The sequence below is a fragment of the Corynebacterium sp. MSK032 genome, assembly GCF_030232065.1.
Classification (GTDB): Bacteria; Actinomycetota; Actinomycetes; order Mycobacteriales; family Mycobacteriaceae; genus Corynebacterium; species Corynebacterium jeikeium_D.
In genome coordinates this window covers 108,053-125,143 of the sequence record NZ_JASPJR010000001.1, presented here as the reverse complement: position 1 = coordinate 125,143, position 17,091 = coordinate 108,053, and the positions used below count along the sequence as shown (strand labels likewise).

The window sequence follows — 17,091 nt, the reverse complement described above, 5'->3', positions numbered from 1 at the left end:
TTCTAAAACCTCTAGTCAGAGTCGCCCGATTCACTTTCAATTCGCCGAGCCAACTCTTTGCCAATCAAATGAGGAATTCCGACTACTAGCGCATTACCCATGCAGAAGGCACGGTGGCCGTCGGTCATTCCTGTGTCCGTCCATCCTTTAGGGAATCCTTGCAGAGCATCCAATTCATCTGGAACTAGACGGCGCAGTCTTCCATCCACCTTAACCACATGCTTGAAACGTGAGGCTGATTTTCCGCCTTCACCAGTCAAAATCGTTCGAGAGGGCTTTTCCGACGAGTCTGGGAAGGACATGCTCCCCTCGCTGTACAAATACGTAAAACCAGTCTTTTTATTGACTCGTTCTTCGCGCTTTGACCCCTTCAGATACTCCCACTTATGAACTTCATCCGGGTGAATGACGAAAGAATCTGGAACAGCAGATTCCTCAACAAGGACATCCCCAAGAACTTGTCGAGGCCCATCATAGGACTCAACCACAGAAAATGTCAGCGCCTTGAAGTTCTGCATTATGCCTCCAGTTTCGAATGGAGACTTCTTGGCATCTAGTGAAAACGTCTTTGTCGCTTCATATGGATCCTCTGGAATCACAACTTCTGCGAAATGCAGAGGTTCCTCAATTGGTAAAGCCGCGGCCATGATGCCATCCTTAGCGCGCTGCTCTAAATCCCAGGTGCCGGGATTCTTAACTGCATAGATGTAGACCCGCTTACGTCGCTGCGGAAAACCATACTCAGCACTATTAATCACTCTCCACTCGACGGAGTAGCCGAGGTCACCGAAGCACGACAACATAATTGCAAAGTCGCGACCTCGCTGAGTAGCAGGGCTCTTCAGCAATCGATCTACGTTTTCCAACAAGACATACTTGGGGCTCTTCAGCTTAAGGAACCTGTAGATATCCCACCAGAGGACACCTTTCTTTCCTTCTATCCCACCTGCTTGCGACAGCGGTTTTGCAACTGAGTAGTCCTGACACGGGAACCCTCCCACGACCATGTCTACATCAGGAATTTCGAACAGCCCAGCTTCCGCATTGTCGAGAACAACGTTGATGTCTTCATTCACACAGCTGTTTTCCCCGAACCTGTTTACATAACAGCGCCATGCAAACTGGCGAGCTGGAGTCCCTGGTGGTTCCCACTGGTTAGCCCACACAGTCTCAAATGGTCCTGCCGCCGGAAGCGGTGCTATACCGTCGCTCTGATTCTGATAGCCGTCTAAGCCGAGGCGAAAGCCACCTACTCCAGCGAACAATTCGGCTACGCGGATGGTTTGATCAGACACGTTTCTCCAATCGCTACTGTGTTCTGATACGTCAGAGTGATTCTAACCATGACACAGAGGCCGGATCAAACTGGCCGATAATCAACCAAAACCGCTTCCTTTTCTAACATTATTTCTAAATATCTAGGAATTCAAAACCCGGCTAATCTCGTCACCTACGTACCCCGCGTTCAACCAAAAGGACTTTTTGACCACAGTTTCACCCCGCGGAGTAACAGCTGTATCTGCCGCGTTTCGCGCCTTCGGTCGAACGTGACAGCAACGGTTCTCCGTACTCTTAACTGACTCGCTAGCGCGCCCGTCGATTACACGCTCCCGCATCAGGTCGTAACATGCACGTGCTTCCACCAAGTCAGAGTCAGGCATCTGCCAAAACAGTACGTCAGCTAGTCGAAACTCTCCAAGATTCGACTCATCTTCACAGAAGACAACAAAAAGGTATTTCTGCGCCAATTGCTCACTGAATTCGCTTTGCTCGAAATCCTGCTCCACCAAATCATGGTAGGAAAACCTTGGAAAAGATAGGGACTCCTTGGGCTTTCCATTTCTCTTCAAACGGATAACCTTAGGAACGATCCCAGCTTTCACAAACTCAGCAATTTCAGATTCCTTGTCCACACCGAGAATACTCTTAACAATAAGACTGCCAATGTGCTTAGGAAGGCGGGTGTTACTGTACCCCAAGCCTTCAGCCAAGCTAGTAAGGGTACGATTCATATACGGCGCGAATCGCTTCTTTACCAGCCCAAGCAAATCCATATCTGCTTCTGATTGCTTTCGTTCAATCTCTTGAGCATTAAGCATGCCGTTGAGAATGACATCAATATAACTCCGCTTAAAGGCCCATGCCCGTGGCTTCGCCGGCTCATCCGAGAATGGCTGCTTTCGCGTAATCGCGCTATTCGCCGCCTTAGTACAGGCTTCCAGATACATAGTGTCACCAGATGAAATGGTGTGCGCTTGTCCTCGTCGGACCTTCTCCTGAATCAATTCCCAGTCACTGCGAAGCTGGACAATATCACCCTGCGACAGTTCCCAAAGTTTCGCGAGAAGAACCTGATAATCGACAGGATTCTTATCCTTTTCAAAAAGGTATGCCACTAATAGCATGCGGCGGATCTTGGCCAGCAGATGCGACTCAGCCCACTGTTCCTCAGGGAGTGAAAAGTAGTCAATCATCGAAAGCACAAGACGTTCCTTTGCGGAATAGTCACCTTTTTTAGTCAATTTCATCGGCGTACTTTTTAATTCGACGCCTATTTTTGTAAAGTCTGCTTCTGCATTACTGTTAGCCGGAATCTTGAAATAGAGCGTCTCTAGCGCGGAACCGAATGCCCCTCGCTTTACCCTCGGATCATCCAAATCCTCGACGCCAAGTGCCTCTCGAAGAGATTTTCCGACTATCTTTTCGGCGTAGTTTACAACTGACTCCACATCAGAATCGTCATAGCCTAACTCAGGCGAAAAGCTCTTCATAGCAAAAAATTTCCTATCACTCTATTCCTGCATATCTCTTTTCGTATGCTGGTGCGTTTAGCTTATATAATTTTGCGGCCAAAATACTAAAGCAAAACCCCCTACCCCGCCACTGTGGCGGAATAGGGGGTTGGACGGAGCGTCGTAAAGCGAACGCCCTATCTACGAGACTGCGGTGACCTGATTAGAACAGGCTCGGCAGGTTCGCCTGCGAGGAAATGTTGCTGGCTGCCTGCGTTGCCTGAGCGGTCGCACCCGACAGCTCCGGAATCGGCAGCTCCGGGAGAGACGGGCTCTCCGAGATGATGTCGGCAATCTCCGGCGGGACCTCGACGCCCTCTGGGAGCAGCTCGCCAATCGGGCCCAGCTCCGGCTCTTCCTGTGGGACGTGCTGCTTGGTGTACTGGGAGTCCTCGTCAATCGTGCGGAACTCGGACTGCGGTTCAGTGGAGGTCTCTACCTTGAAGCGCTCGTTGACCTGGCCGTCCGGGATGTCGTACTGCTCTTCAAGAGCAACGTCAATCGGCTGGAAGCGACTCAGCGGGCCGATGCCCATGGAGTTAACGCCAATGGCCTCGCGAGTCTCCGGGTTGAAAGCGTTTCCGCCCGAATCGCCGTGGTCAATCGGAGCGATAGCCCAGACACCATTGCGGACTCGGAAGACCTGGAAGCCGCAGCCACGGCCGGTACGGGAACCGTCGGTGCACACAGGCTCACCGAAGTTGTCGACAGAAATCTCCATCGGCTCGAGAGTGCGCTTGTCCTCGATACCGACGATCTGAACCGGCTCGCCGTGGACGTTGCCGAACTCATCAACAGAGTGGGACATAGAGGTGGTCTTGATGTCGTCCTGAACCTCAATGATGCCGTAGTCACCGCTATTGAAGAGGTCGTTGAAGAACTCCGGCATAGTGGTGTTTTCGTCGAAGTCACCCTCTTCCGGCATGATATCGGTGCCCATGTAGTCCTTGTTGACCAGCTTGTCGCCGTCCTTGGTTGGGATGAAGAACTGGCCGGTGACCTCTTCGCCGGTTTCAGTATCCTTCGCCACAACACAGTGACCGGCAGTCATGATGACACGATGCGAAACGCCATTCTGATCCACAACGGTGCCGGGAACTCCCAGAGAGCACATCGGGGACTGAACATGCCGTCCGTCGATGTTCTTACTGCTCGGGAACGGCATTCGCAACGGCGAGCCCGGGCCGATGACAACATCCGAGTTTGCCGGTGCAGCCTCAGCTACCGCGATTCCGGGCACAAAGCCACCCGCAGCTACCGACAGTGCAGCCGTGAGTGTGGCGACCTTCTTTGAACTGGCCATAGTGTGCGATACTCCATTTCTGTACAGAAAACTTGTCCCACTCAGTGTATTAGGGACACCTTTACAAAGCTCTCCAAAAATGGAACCTAGGGTGAAATTCTCAGTCGAGGAACCGTTCATTCGCCTTCACGGCACGCGCATTACACATCAAAAGGTTTGTTCAACAGCAATGCAAGAGCCAGAACCATCCGCCTTGGATGATTCTGGCTCTCTTAACGGTTCGGGGGTGATTTTTGTCAGATTCTCAGACTGGTGCTAGCCCTCAAAGCTTGGAAGCTGAATTTCTGCCAATTGAGGCAGCTCAAACGGCTGTGACGATTGTGGCAATTGGGGCGATTGTGGCAGTTCAGGGAGCTGCGGTGACTGCGGCAGCTGGTCCACAAGATCAGCTAACTGCGGTACAGAAGCTTCCTGCGAAGCCTGCGAATCCTGCGCCCGGGCATACTCCTGATCCGCCGCCATATCCTCATTGAGGGTGCGGTAGGAGGAGTCGCGCTGAGCCGTGGAATCCGATACCTCGAAGTGGTCATTTACCTGACCATCGGGAATGCCGTAGGCCTCCTGAATGGCAATATCCGCGGGCATCACACGCGAGACCGGACCGAAGGTCATCGAATTTACGCCAATAACTTCGTTAGTGGTCGGATCATAGGCATTTCCGCCGGAGTCACCATGGTCAACGCCAATACCAACCGTCCAAATGCCGTTTCGAGCCCGAAATACCTGATAGCCACAGGCACGTCCAGTACGCATGCCGTCCTTACAGATAGGTTTGCCAAAATTATCGAAGGAGACCTCGCCACGCGGCAGATCTTCATTGTCTTGAATGCCAGTCATCGCTACAGGCTCCCCGTAGCTCTGACCATTTTCATCGATGGAGTAACTTGCGCCGGTAGTTTCTACGTCCGGATCAAGGTTGATTACTCCATAGTCTGCACCATTAAAGGCCGCCGGCAACGACTCCAGTCCGACATCTTCCTGCGGCACTTCCCAACGGTGAGCACCTGTCGTACCAATGCGCTTATCGCCTTCGGTGGTTGGCACATACACCTCACCGGTAACGATTGGCAGACCCACATCCGGAGCATCATTCACACAGTGCCCTGCGGTCAACATGACCCGATGCTTTTCCCCATTGCGGTCCGTCACCGTCCCAGGAACACCCGCCGAACACATCGGCGAGTTGACATTTCGGTGCCCATCCCACGGGCTTCCCTCCATGGGAGTTCGAATCGGGTCACCCGGACCAACCACGACAGCATGTGCCGCGACCGGGGCTGCCAAGGACAAAAGTGCTGCGAAAGCCGATACCGCTATTCGACTTCTTGCGTGCTTCATTGAGACGAATCTTTCAAATTTTTAGTTTTCCTTTAGGACCATCCCCCACACTAATCCACCACCCCACCCCCAGAAATAGCGTTTTCTCAGACTCTTGGACTTTTACAAAAGTCGTTATCGAATCGTTTCCACAACCCCACATGTCCCTGCAATAACGCCAGGCACCTAGCCAATTGACTACCCCCACTTGGGTAGCCAATTGATGCTAAACATATCTCGAACAATAGTTCTATATGTTCGAAAATGTGAGTCCGGGGTGTTCGATAACTTGTGAGCCATGAACACAGCAGACGAGTTTCCCATTCATCGCCGCCTAACTCTTCCCCCACTATCCGCTACCTACCGTGCAGAATGTTTCGAAGACCTCGACCTCATCCGCACAATCCTCTGCCACCCCACCATCGCCCGTAGGCATTCGCCCGGCGCGCTAGATCACACCTTCTCGCTTCCCGACGGGCCTGTGGTCACCGTCCGCGCGTCGCGGATAGCGCTTCCTCGCGCACTGGTCTCTCAGCTTGCCGACGTACACGCGGAATACTTCATCCTGAAGGATGAGCCCATGTTCATGTACTCCGTTTCCGTCAAGGTGGAATCCTCATCGGAGGTAGTCCTCCGCGGAATTGGCGGTTCGAATCGGACGCGGGAAGAAAACCGCCGACGTACTCGGGCTGTGGCTGAGGCACTCCATCGTGCGCAAGACTGCAGCAAGATACACGAAAACGGCACTGACCTCGCGCTCCCCGGGCGCCGTTATAGCTGGATTGCCACCAGGGACGCGCGGCCACTGCCGTGTCCTAACGAGCTCTTTTCTTCTCGCCCATCAGCGGCTTAGCACTGGTCACAGTGCTGCCACAGTACGGCTACTCGCTGTCGTCGCCTTCTTCGTCGTCCTCGTCGTCCTCATCGTCATAGTCGCCATCGTCGTAGAGGTCATCATCGTCGTCGTCATCGTCATCATCCTCGTCCAAGGAGGCAACGTGATCAGAGTAGATGTACTCCGCATACCCGTCATCGACGGGCGCCAGCTGTTCTTCCCATTCCTCTGCGCGGTCTACCACGAGCGCAAGGACATCCATCAGCTTGTCAAAGTCCTTGAATGTGCCCAGTGTCAGAACCTCATTGCGCAAGGTCTGGATGTCAGAGTAGAGGTCGGCAAACATCTTGCGACGGTCATCATCGGTGAGAACCGTTTCGGTGTCCGAGTCCCAGAACTCTGCGATGGCCTGGTCGACAATGTCGTCCAAGTTCGCGTCCTGAGAGATGAAGCGGACGTGTGCGCTGGGCTCGTTGTTGTGGGCAGTTACCAAAACCTGAACCAACGAGGAGGTACCAACTTCGGAGGTGACCAAGGTTGCCTCTTCGGGGTCCTGTTCAAACTCCAGGTCAGCAATGCGGTCATCATCGCCATCGAGCAGAGTGCGCAGCAGGCCAACAACCTGGTCAGTAGCTACATGGTGGGCGACTGCCGCGACGGCGTCTTCGACGGAGAATACAGCGGAGACCAGAACAGCTTCGAACTCGTCGTCCTCATCATCCACATCGGCAGCGGCTACGTAAACTTCGGCAGCCGGGATGTCCTCATCAATGGTGACGAACTGAACCTCCAGGTCAGAGGTAATGGGAACGAAGAGGGTGTCATCGTTGACACGGCTTTCAATGCCCTCGCGGTCCAGTGCCGCAGCAATCTGCTCGAAAAAGCTCATGGGTGGAATCCTCCCTTGAAAGATAATTGGCCTCTACCCGCAGCCAATCGTAGCGACAAACGCGCAATCATGGGGTGGCTCATGCCCCCGGCAATTGCTGCGAAAGATCGCGCCGGCAGCGTGCGTGCTGCTGCAAAGCCGTCAACGCGGTCGGTTGAGGGGCAGGCCGCCAGCTGTCGATTCTCGAAAACAGAGCGCTCAGTAGCGTGCCCAGAGTTGATGGCGTTCCTCACGCGAACGTTTTGGACAGGAGACACACAGATCGGCATCTGGGCTGTGATAAATCATGCAGCAAGTAGCTCTCTCCAGGTGAGTAACTACATCGAAGTCCGGTTCTTCTCCCGATTCAGCAGCGGCTTCATCCCAGGGGCGCACCTCGCCTCCGCAGGAATCCATGAAACGAGGATGAGGGACCCGATGTACTCGCTGTATTCCCTCAACGACATGTTTGCCAATAAGCGCTCCGCGCCAGGGCTCCATCAGCTCATTACCGGCGGATATTGCGGCGTTAGCTACGGCATCGGCAGCCACGGCCCAAAGAGGGGCAGGCTTGATTTCCCCGACTTCTCCAACAACCTGAGCCAACGGATCCAAGAAATGAGCCAGTGCTTCGCCGGAATCCTTCAGCTCATCCGCATCCTCAGCGGAAATGCTTTCAAACTGTTGAGCTTGGAACCCAACCCAATAGTCATCTCGGAGAAAGGCGAACCAAGAAGACCACTGCCACACCGGAACTCGATCGGAAACCAACACGCATGCCAGCGATGGCCCCACCAATACTCCGCACATGGACCACCACCACAATTGAGCCTGGAAACGGGTATCCCCCGCAACCTCGGGCATGGGAAACAGCTTTCTCCCAGCCTCAATTCCGGCGGCTACAGCTTCGGTAGAAAGGTGCCACTCGGCAGCGCCGTCGTGAGGCATAACATCTGCGGAAAACCGAGGAAAGTCCGCCAAAAGCTGGGAGTACTCGGGAGGCAATGCGGCACCCCGCGTGACATCGTTCACCAGTCTCATCCTTCTATCGACTGTGTTAATCGCCGTACACCTGTCTATTTTTCCACCGACTACGGAATTTCCCCACAGCTCAGTAGTGTTTATATGGGCATATGGCTCTCAACGGACCCGTTTAGGAGGTCTACTACTTTGTTCCAAAAGACGAAGAAGGATTCAACTCGCACAGTAACTGATGCGGTGAACTCAACCCCCGAAGCGATCGAACGTGATGCCGGAAAACTGGGAACCCTTCTTATCCAAACCCTGGATAAGACCATGAGCTGGCAGTCGTCTGCCATCACCGGGTACGTCAGTTCCCTACACAAGCGCAAAAAAGATGAAACTCCGGCGCAGGTACAGGAACGTATTGATTCCCACTACCTCAACCTGGTCACCGGCACCGGTGGTGCCGCCGGCGGCAGCGCGGTTCTCCCCGGCGTCGGCATGATTACGGGCTTGGCTGCGGTTACCGGTGAATCTCTGCTGTTTCTGGAAGCATCAGCCTGGTACACACTGGCCTCAGCGACCCTGCGCAATATTGACATCACCGATCCGCAACGCCGTCGCACGCTGATTCTTGCGGCCATGAGTGGTTCTGAGGGGACAGCTATTATGGCCTCTCTTCTTGGCGAGGAATCGCTGCGGAAGCAGACCAAAACTTCCGTGAATTCTCTACTGCCACGGCTTGGCGTTCCGCAGCTGGGTGCAGCAAACCGCCTGCTGATTCGCGAGGCACGCAAGCGCTTGATGAAGAACGCTCGTCTGGCCATCATCGGTAAGATTTTGCCATTTGGAATTGGCGCCGTGGTTGGGGCCTCCGCCAATCGCAAGCTCGGTGGCATTCTTATCAGCTCCACTCGCGCATCTCTGGGCCCGCTTCCCCAGGATTGGTCGGACTTTGAACGAAAGCTACCGGCTAAATCCAACACCTCTGAGGACTCGAAGAAGGGCTCAAGGTCATCGAGGTTCTCTATTCCCTCGGCGCTGAAGTGGCCGAAGAAAAAGAAGAATAAGTAGTTCCTCTTACCCGATTACCCTTCAGCGACTTACCCTTCAGCGACGTTTTTCAATGGAAGAGCGGTACCCACCATGGCCCAGAGCAAACCCCTCAGAACCTCTCCCATGAAGTTCTTGTGGAAACAGTCTCTTCACAGGCCACTACCGCTCTATGGTGTCGTTGTCGCAGCGCTAATCGTTGTCGGGCTGGAGTCCGTACTTCCACTTCTCACTAGAGATGCCATTGATGTGGCAACGGGCACTTCCGATGGCGGTGTCCCCGCACGCCTACTGCCTTCCCTAACTCCCCTGCAGGCAGTCATTTCTGTATTTCTGACCATCGCGTTAGTACGCTTCGTCGCCCAGATGGGGCGCAGATTCTTCTCCGGCAAACTCTCCATTGATGTTCAGCACGACCTGCGACTAAAGATCCTTCGCTCCCTACAAAACCTCGATGGTCCAGCACAAGACCGAGTCAACACCGGCCAGGTTGTGTCACGGTCAATTTCTGACCTCCAGGCAGTGTCCGGACTACTGGCGATGTTGCCGTTGACGCTGGGATCCGTCGTCAAGCTGTTCATCACAATCGGCATCATGCTCGCCCTCTCGCTGCCCCTGACACTGGTCGGCCTCGCCGTGGTGCCAGCGATTGTCTACATTGCAGTGAATTCGCGTGACAAACTCCATGCCGCAACCTGGGCTGCCCAACAGCAAGCAGGCGAGATCGCCGGACAAGTCGAGGAAACCGTTTCCGGCATCCGCGTTGTCAAGGCGTTTGCGCAGGGTGACAACGAAGTTGCGAAGATGGAGCGTAACTCGTCGCTGCTCTACTCCCTCCGCCTGCGAGCGGCAAAACTCAGCGCTCGATTCCAACCGGCGCTACAGTCGTTGCCGCAACTGTCCCTCGTCGGAAATATCGCGGTCGGTGGCTGGCTCGCGATTAACGGACACATCACCCTAGGCACGTTCGTAGCTTTTGCCACGTATCTCACCAGCCTGACTGCCCTGTCGCGTCTGGTCTCCAACATGGTCATCTCGATACATCTGACGTCGGCAAGCATCGACCGCATTTCCGATGTCATCGACGCCCGACCAGACAACCCCGAACCCACCGACGCGCTTCCTCTCCCCGACGGCCCCGTTGGCATCAGCTTCAACCACGTCACCCACAGCCGTGGCGGACGCACGCTTATCGACGATGTCTCATTCTCCGTCGCGCCAGGGGCGACCTTAGCGTTGATTGGCCCACCGGGGTCCGGAAAGACTATCGCCACGGAGTTACTCGGCCGTCACTATCTGCCGGATTCGGGAACCATCACTATCGATGCGCCCAGCCACGGCACATCCACAGATACGGCGCGCATTCTCTCCAGCGATGTGTATGACGCTATTACTGTCGTTCCGGACACTCCTTATCTATTTGCGGGCACGTTGCGTGAGAACATCGCATTCGCCAATCCCGCGGCGTCCCAGGAAGAGATTGTCGCCGCAGCGACCGCCGCCCAGGTCAACTTCGTCGACGACCTGCCTCAGGGGTGGGACACAGCCATCGGTGAGCGCGGGCATAATCTCTCCGGCGGACAAGCTCAACGCGTGGCGTTAGCACGGGCATTCCTCGCCCGTCCTCGGGTTTTGGTTCTCGATGACGCGACCTCAGCAATCGATGCCGCGACAGAGTTGGAAATCTTCAGCGCGCTGACCTCACAGCTGGCGGATACGACTATCGTCATCGTGGCGCATCGATCTTCCACTCTCGAGCAGGCGGACCACATCGCCATTTTCGAAGACGGTGCCATCACTGGCATTGGTACCAAGGCCGAACTGATTTCTTCTCATCCGCGCTTCACCGAGCTGATGGACATCGACCAGAGCGCCTACCCCGAAATCGAAAACCTTGTTCTCGACCCCATCGACAGTGAAGACCCCAGCCCTGAGGAACTCTGGCCCGACGAAACCGCTCCAACCGCCGACGACTCCACATCAGACACCTCTTCCCGCCGTCTCGGAGGTGCCACTTCTCAAATGAGCCGCGGGGTTGGCCGAGCCGGAGGCGGTCCAGGTGGACCTGGTGGTCCAGGTGGCCGCGGCGGTGGTCGTGGTGGCATGGGGGCGGCTCTCGCCAATGCTCCTGCGACGCCTGAGCTTCTCGAGCGCGTGCGAAACCTCCCACCCGCTACCGAAAAACCGCGTGTGCCCGCTGCGGCACTCGACAACTCCGAGCTTTTTTCTCTGCGCCGGCTGCTCTCCTATGTCCGTGGCCTATTTATAAGTGTCATTGCGCTGCTCGCCCTCATTGCCGTCGCCGATCTGGCGTTCCCCATGCTCGTGCGCTACGCCATTGACCACGGCATCAGTGAGCACAATGAGGCCGTGCTGTGGGCCTGCGCCGCAGGTGGCTTGGCGACGGTCCTCATCAGTTGGCTTGCCGTAGCCACAAATGCTGTTATTACTGCGCGCACTGGTGAGCGGCTGCTCTATGCCCTGCGTGTGCGCTGCTACCGTCACCTGCAGTCGCTTGGCATTAACTACTTCGAGGCCAATCGCTCGGGCGCCATCATGACGAGGATGACAACCGACATCGATGCGCTCTCCTCTTTCCTGCAAACGGGACTGGCAGAAGGGGCAATCGCCGCGTTTACTCTGCTCGGTGTCACAGCGCTGTTGCTTGCCACACAGGTGTCACTCGCCGCGGTGGCGTTGGCATCGCTTCCCATCATTGTGGTGGCCACCCTGGTATTCCGCCGGATCTCCTCGCGCCTATACAAGGCTGCGCGAGAGCAGCTCTCCTTGGTCAACGCTGATTTTCAGGAGACTATTGGTGGGCTTCGCGAGATTCAGATGTACCACCGCGTCGCCGATATCGAATCTTCCTTTGCCGAGGAATCCAACAAGTACCGCGCAATTCGTCAGAGAGCACAGCTGGCCGTGGCTCTATTCTTCCCCGGCATCAACTTCGTCTCTGAGTTGGCAACAGCCGCGGTATTGGCTGTCGGTGCCCAACAGGTTGCTTCGGGAACCACGACACCCGGCGTACTCGTCGCCTTCACGCTGTACCTAGGAATGCTCTTTGGCCCGATTCAGCAGCTGTCCCATGTTTTCGACGGCTACCAGCAGGCGAAGGTCGGCCTCAATCGCATTGATGACCTCCTACAGACCGCCCCCATGCCAGATCACGGCACTACTGACGGCGCGTCCCGCGCAGCTGCTGGCGACCTGCGCTTAGACAAGGTAACTTTCTCCTACCCCGCCGCCGACTCTGAGCACGAACGCCCGCAGGTTCTCGATGCTCTCGATTTGCAGATTCCTGCCGGAGAAACAGTCGCAATTGTCGGATCCACCGGCGCCGGAAAATCAACAATCATTAAGTTGTTTGCTCGGTTCTACGATCCAGTTGACGGTGTGGTGCGAGCCTCCGAAACTGACATCCGCGACTTCCCTCTTAACGATTGGCGACGCACCCTCGGCTATGTCCCCCAAGAATCACACCTGTTTTCGGGGACAGTAGCAACAAATATTTCCTACGGTCTACCGGACAGCAGTCATGCTGAAATTCAGCAGGCCGCGAAAAACGTCGGTGCCCTCAGCACCATTGCCAGCCTGCCCGGTGGCTTCCACCACCCCGTCGGCCCAGATGGCCGAGGGCTCTCCTCCGGACAGCGTCAGCTCATCGCACTCGCTCGTGCCGAAATGATGCGTCCTGAACTGCTGCTTCTCGACGAAGCCACCGCGACACTCGACCCTGCAACAGAGTCGGCAATCCTTGAAGCCACTGACCGTGCGTCGCGTCAACGCTCGGCAATTATTGTGGCCCACCGCCTGGCTACAGCGGCTCGGGCCAACCGGATTTTGGTACTTGACCACGGGCGTATTGTCGAGGACGGCTCCCATGACGAGCTCCTAGCGGCGGGTGGCCAATACGCAGAGCTTTGGAGCAAGTACCATATGGGGAGCGCGACGGTGTAGTAATTCAGAATTTTCGTTATCCTTGAATGACACTTTGACACTTGCGCTAATTAGAATAAACGTGAGTTAGTAAAACTAAGACGAAAAGAGGCGAGTACCTGCCGTGAGCAGCGACATGAGCTTCGGCCAGAACGAATGGCTGGTCGACGAGATGTACCAGCAATTCCAGAAGGATCCACAATCTGTGGGTCAGGAATGGCGCGAATTCTTCGCAACCCACACCCCGTCCCAAAAGGGCGAGGACCTTTCCAATATGGCAAAGCCAGCAGCAGCCACGAAGGAGGAAGCTAAGGCAACCGGACGTCGTGAATCCAAGGGGGTCGAACCAACTAAGACCCCGAACAAGCCGGCGTCCCCGAAGCCAAAGAAGTCCCCAATGGATGCAGCAGCCAAGGTTTCGGCTGTTGAATCCGGCGAGGAGCCTCTGAAGGGCGTCGCACGGGCTATCGCTAAGAACATGGATGTCTCCCTGGAGATGCCGACCGCTACGTCGGTTCGCGATATGCCGGCACGTCTGATGTTTGAAAACCGCACCCTGGTTAACAATCATCTGGCACGCGCCCGCGGTGGCAAGATTTCCTTCACCCACATCATTGGTTACGCCATGGTGAAGGCTGTCATGCTCCACCCGGACATGAACAACAACTACAAGGTGGTTGACGGCAAGCCAGTTCTGGTTACCCCGGAGCACATTAACCTCGGCCTGGCTATTGATATGCCAGCTAAGGACGGCTCTCGCTCGCTCGTAGTTGCCGCTATCCGCGAGTGTGAGACCCTGACCTTCAAGCAGTTCGTCGACGCCTACGAGGACATCGTCGTTCGTGCTCGCCACGGCAAGCTGACCGGTAAGGACTTCCAGGGCGTCACCATTTCCCTGACCAACCCGGGCGGTATCGGTACTCGCCACTCCGTCCCGCGCCTTACCAAGGGGCAGGGCGCGATTATCGGTGTCGGCTCCATGGATTACCCGGCTGAGTTCGCCGGTGCTTCCGCGGACCGTCTGGCAGAGATGGGCATCGGCAAGCTGGTGACCATCACCTCTACTTACGATCACCGCATTATCCAGGGTGCAGAGTCCGGTGAGTTCCTGCGCACGATGAGCAACCTGCTCGTCGACGACAAGTTCTGGGACCACATCTTCCAGACCATGCGCGTCCCCTACACCCCAATCCGTTGGGCACAGGATCTGCCGAACACGGGTATCGACAAGAACACCCGCGTTATGCGTCTGATTGAGGCCTACCGCTCCCGCGGTCACTTGCTGGCTGATATCGACCCGCTGCGTTCTGACCAGCCGAATGATTCCGCTCCGAACCACGCTGACCTCGATATTGAGGAGCACGGTCTGACCCTGTGGGATCTGGACCGTACCTTCAACGTCGGTGGTTTCGGCGGCAAGGAGACGATGACGCTGCGCGAAGTTCTCTCGCGCCTGCAGAACGCATACTGCCTCAAGGTCGGTTCCGAGTACGCTCACATCCTCGACCGCGAAGAGCGCGAGTGGCTGGAAGAGCGCATTGAGGGCGGCCAGCCAAAGCCGTCCCACGCTGAGCAGAAGTACATTCTGCAGAAGCTGAACGCCGCTGAGGCATTCGAGAACTTCCTGCAGACCAAGTACGTCGGCCAGAAGCGCTTCTCCCTTGAGGGCGCAGAGTCGCTGATTCCGCTGATGGACTCCGCCATTGACACCGCTGCTGGTGCTGGCCTGGATGAGGTCGTCATCGGTATGCCACACCGCGGTCGACTGAATGTGCTCGCAAACATCGTCGGCAAGCCACTGCGCCAGATCTTCACCGAGTTCGAAGGCAACATCGACCCGGCACAGGTCGGCGGTTCTGGTGACGTCAAGTACCACCTGGGTACTACTGGCCGTCACATCCAGATGTTCGGCGAGGGCGAGATTGACGTCACCCTGACTGCGAACCCGTCCCACCTCGAGGCCGTCAACCCGGTCGTTGAGGGTCTTGCTCGTGCACGCCAGGACAAGATCAACAAGGGCGAAGAGGGCTACTCCGTCATGCCGCTGCTGCTGCACGGTGACGCATCCTTCGCCGGCCTGGGCATTGTCCAGGAGACCCTGAACCTCATGTCCCTGCGTGGTTACAAGGTCGGCGGTACCGTCCACATCGTGGTGAACAATCAGATTGGCTTCACCACTTCGCCGGACTCCGGTCGTTCCTCCTACTACGCAACCGACATCGCCAAGGCATACGGCTGCCCGGTCTTCCACGTCAACGGTGACGACCCGGAGGCTGTCGTCTGGGTCGGCCAGCTGGCTGTTGAGTACCGTAACCGCTACGGCAAGGACGTCTTCATCGACCTGGTCTGCTACCGCAAGCGCGGCCACAACGAGGCCGATGACCCGTCCATGACTCAGCCGCTGATGTACAAGATCATCGACGAGAAGGAAAGCGTTCGTGCTCAGTACACCGAGGACCTCATCGGTCGCGGTGACATCTCCGAGGAAGAGTACGAAGCAGTACGCCGAGACTTCCACGACCAGATGGAAGCGGTCTTCAACGAGGTTCGCGCAGCTCAGGACGCAAAGCCGGGCGAGCAGACCGGTATCGCCGGTTCTCAGCCGCTGCCGCACGGTCTCAAGACCGGCATCGACAAGGCTGAAATCGTCGAGATTGGTCAGTCCTACGTCAACCTCCCTGAGGGCTTCAAGATTCACCCGCGTGTTGCGCCGGTCGCTAAGAAGCGCGCGGAGATGACTCAGGAAGGTGGCATCGACTGGGGTATGGCCGAGCTGCTGGCAATCGGCTCCTTCACCGGTGCTGGCATCGACGTCCGCTTCGCAGGTGAGGATGTCCGCCGCGGTACCTTTACCTCTCGCCATGCAGTTCTGATTGACTCCGAGGACGGTTCGGAATACAACCCGATCGACGCCTACGGTAAGTCCAAGAACGGCGGCCGCTTCATGATCTACAACTCGGCTCTGACCGAGTACGCAGGCATGGGCTTCGAGTACGGCTACACCCTGGGTAACCCGGACGCAGCAGTGTTCTGGGAAGCACAGTTCGGTGACTTCGCCAACGGCGCTCAGACCACCATTGACCAGTACGTTTCCTCCGGCGAGGCCAAGTGGGGTCAGACCTCCAAGCTGATCCTGCTGCTACCGCACGGCTACGAGGGCATGGGCCCGGACCACTCTTCGGCACGTATCGAGCGCTTCCTGCAGCTGGCAGCCGAGGGCTCCTACACCGTTGCTCAGCCGTCCGAGCCGGCTAACTACTTCCACCTGCTGCGTCGCCACGTCCTGTCCGACCTGCACCGTCCGCTGGTTGTGTTCTCGCCGAAGTCGATGCTGCGCAACAAGATGGCAGCGTCTGCTGTCGAGGACTTCACCAACCCGAACAAGTTCCGCTCAGTCATCGATGACCCGAACTTCGAGTCCAAGGACAAGTCCGGCATCAAGACCCTGCTGCTCTGCTCCGGCAAGATCTACTGGGAGCTGGAGAAGAAGCGTAAGAAGGACAAGCGCGACGATCTTGCAATCGCTCGCCTGGAGATGCTGCACCCGCTGCCGCACAACCGCCTCCGCGACATCTTCGAGTCCTACCCGGATCTTGAGGAAGTCCGCTGGGTTCAGGATGAGCCGGCTAACCAGGGTCCGTGGCCATTCCTGGCACTGAACCTCCCAGAGGTTCTGCCGGATATGCCGAAGCTGACCCGCGTTTCCCGCCGTGCACAGTCCTCCACCGCAACTGGTGTGGCTAAGGTCCACCAGATTGAGGAGAAGGCTCTGCTGGAAGAGGCTCTCAAGTAGGTCTCATTGACTGGTCTTCACCAGTTAGCGTGTAAACGCTAAGGGGCTCCAACCGAACGGTTGGAGCCCCTTTCCTGTTGCTTGGGCGATCGTTGCCAGGCATCAAGGGCGAATAGTCAAAAAGCGTGTCCGGTCGGCGTGCCACCGGGTCGGCACCATTTACTACTTAGTCCTCAATGCGAGTTACTGACTACGTTTATGACAAAAATGTCCCGAAAAATGGCA

General features: G+C 56.4%; 10 protein-coding genes. 4 read left to right on the top strand and 6 right to left on the bottom strand.

All coding sequences use genetic code 11. The features are described from left to right. Positions 1-11: 11 nt before the first annotated feature. From dcm to QP995_RS00550, 4 genes are all read right to left on the bottom strand, one after another. On the bottom strand, positions 12-1,295 hold the full coding sequence (gene dcm, locus QP995_RS00565; RefSeq protein WP_284852806.1) for a DNA (cytosine-5-)-methyltransferase: 1,284 nt from the start codon (positions 1,293-1,295) through the stop codon (positions 12-14). Between the two features lie 123 nt (positions 1,296-1,418). Beyond that, entirely contained in the window at positions 1,419-2,771 is a 1,353-nt protein-coding gene (locus tag QP995_RS00560) for a Sau3AI family type II restriction endonuclease (RefSeq protein WP_256881429.1), read from the bottom strand. Between the two features lie 184 nt (positions 2,772-2,955). Further along, positions 2,956-4,095: a trypsin-like serine protease gene (locus tag QP995_RS00555; RefSeq protein ID WP_224433197.1), complete on the bottom strand. Its 1,140-nt coding sequence runs from the start codon at positions 4,093-4,095 to the stop codon at positions 2,956-2,958. A gap of 255 nt (positions 4,096-4,350) precedes the next feature. Beyond that, positions 4,351-5,433, bottom strand: a complete 1,083-nt coding sequence (locus QP995_RS00550; RefSeq protein ID WP_284852805.1) for a chymotrypsin family serine protease — start codon at positions 5,431-5,433, stop codon at positions 4,351-4,353. A gap of 277 nt (positions 5,434-5,710) precedes the next feature. Between QP995_RS00550 and QP995_RS00545 the strand changes: the two genes are divergently transcribed. Next, positions 5,711-6,265 carry a hypothetical protein gene (locus tag QP995_RS00545; protein ID WP_284852804.1) on the top strand — a complete coding sequence of 185 codons (555 nt, stop codon included), beginning with the start codon at positions 5,711-5,713 and terminating at the stop codon, positions 6,263-6,265. A gap of 28 nt (positions 6,266-6,293) precedes the next feature. On the opposite strand, the gene QP995_RS00540 is transcribed toward QP995_RS00545, so the two are convergent. Both QP995_RS00540 and QP995_RS00535 read right to left on the bottom strand, forming a co-directional pair. Then, on the bottom strand, positions 6,294-7,136 hold the full coding sequence (locus QP995_RS00540; protein ID WP_284852803.1) for a hypothetical protein: 843 nt from the start codon (positions 7,134-7,136) through the stop codon (positions 6,294-6,296). Between the two features lie 198 nt (positions 7,137-7,334). Further along, the gene (locus tag QP995_RS00535) at positions 7,335-8,156 is read right to left on the bottom strand and encodes a (2Fe-2S)-binding protein (protein WP_284852802.1); all 822 of its coding nucleotides are present in this window, start codon (positions 8,154-8,156) and stop codon (positions 7,335-7,337) included. Positions 8,157-8,285: 129 nt separating this feature from the next. Between QP995_RS00535 and QP995_RS00530 the strand changes: the two genes are divergently transcribed. From QP995_RS00530 to QP995_RS00520, 3 genes are all read left to right on the top strand, one after another. Further along, complete coding sequence (locus QP995_RS00530) at positions 8,286-9,152, top strand: hypothetical protein (protein WP_049171995.1); 867 nt, start codon at positions 8,286-8,288, stop codon at positions 9,150-9,152. Between the two features lie 105 nt (positions 9,153-9,257). After that, entirely contained in the window at positions 9,258-13,094 is a 3,837-nt protein-coding gene (locus QP995_RS00525) for an ABC transporter ATP-binding protein (protein WP_284852801.1), read from the top strand. 103 nt (positions 13,095-13,197) lie between these two features. Then, complete coding sequence (locus tag QP995_RS00520) at positions 13,198-16,866, top strand: multifunctional oxoglutarate decarboxylase/oxoglutarate dehydrogenase thiamine pyrophosphate-binding subunit/dihydrolipoyllysine-residue succinyltransferase subunit (protein WP_048732838.1); 3,669 nt, start codon at positions 13,198-13,200, stop codon at positions 16,864-16,866. Positions 16,867-17,091 lie beyond the last annotated feature (225 nt).

Bases quoted from the DNA above. Each gene is read 5' to 3' on its own strand.
- QP995_RS00560 (WP_256881429.1), bottom strand. From the start codon at position 2,771: ATGAAGAGCTTTTCGCCTGAGTTAGGCTATGACGATTCTGATGTGGAG.
- QP995_RS00555 (WP_224433197.1), bottom strand. From the start codon at position 4,095: ATGGCCAGTTCAAAGAAGGTCGCCACACTCACGGCTGCACTGTCGGTA.
- QP995_RS00550 (WP_284852805.1), bottom strand. From the start codon at position 5,433: ATGAAGCACGCAAGAAGTCGAATAGCGGTATCGGCTTTCGCAGCACTT.
- QP995_RS00545 (WP_284852804.1), top strand. From the start codon at position 5,711: ATGAACACAGCAGACGAGTTTCCCATTCATCGCCGCCTAACTCTTCCC.
- QP995_RS00540 (WP_284852803.1), bottom strand. From the start codon at position 7,136: ATGAGCTTTTTCGAGCAGATTGCTGCGGCACTGGACCGCGAGGGCATT.
- QP995_RS00535 (WP_284852802.1), bottom strand. From the start codon at position 8,156: ATGAGACTGGTGAACGATGTCACGCGGGGTGCCGCATTGCCTCCCGAG.
- QP995_RS00525 (WP_284852801.1), top strand. From the start codon at position 9,258: ATGAAGTTCTTGTGGAAACAGTCTCTTCACAGGCCACTACCGCTCTAT.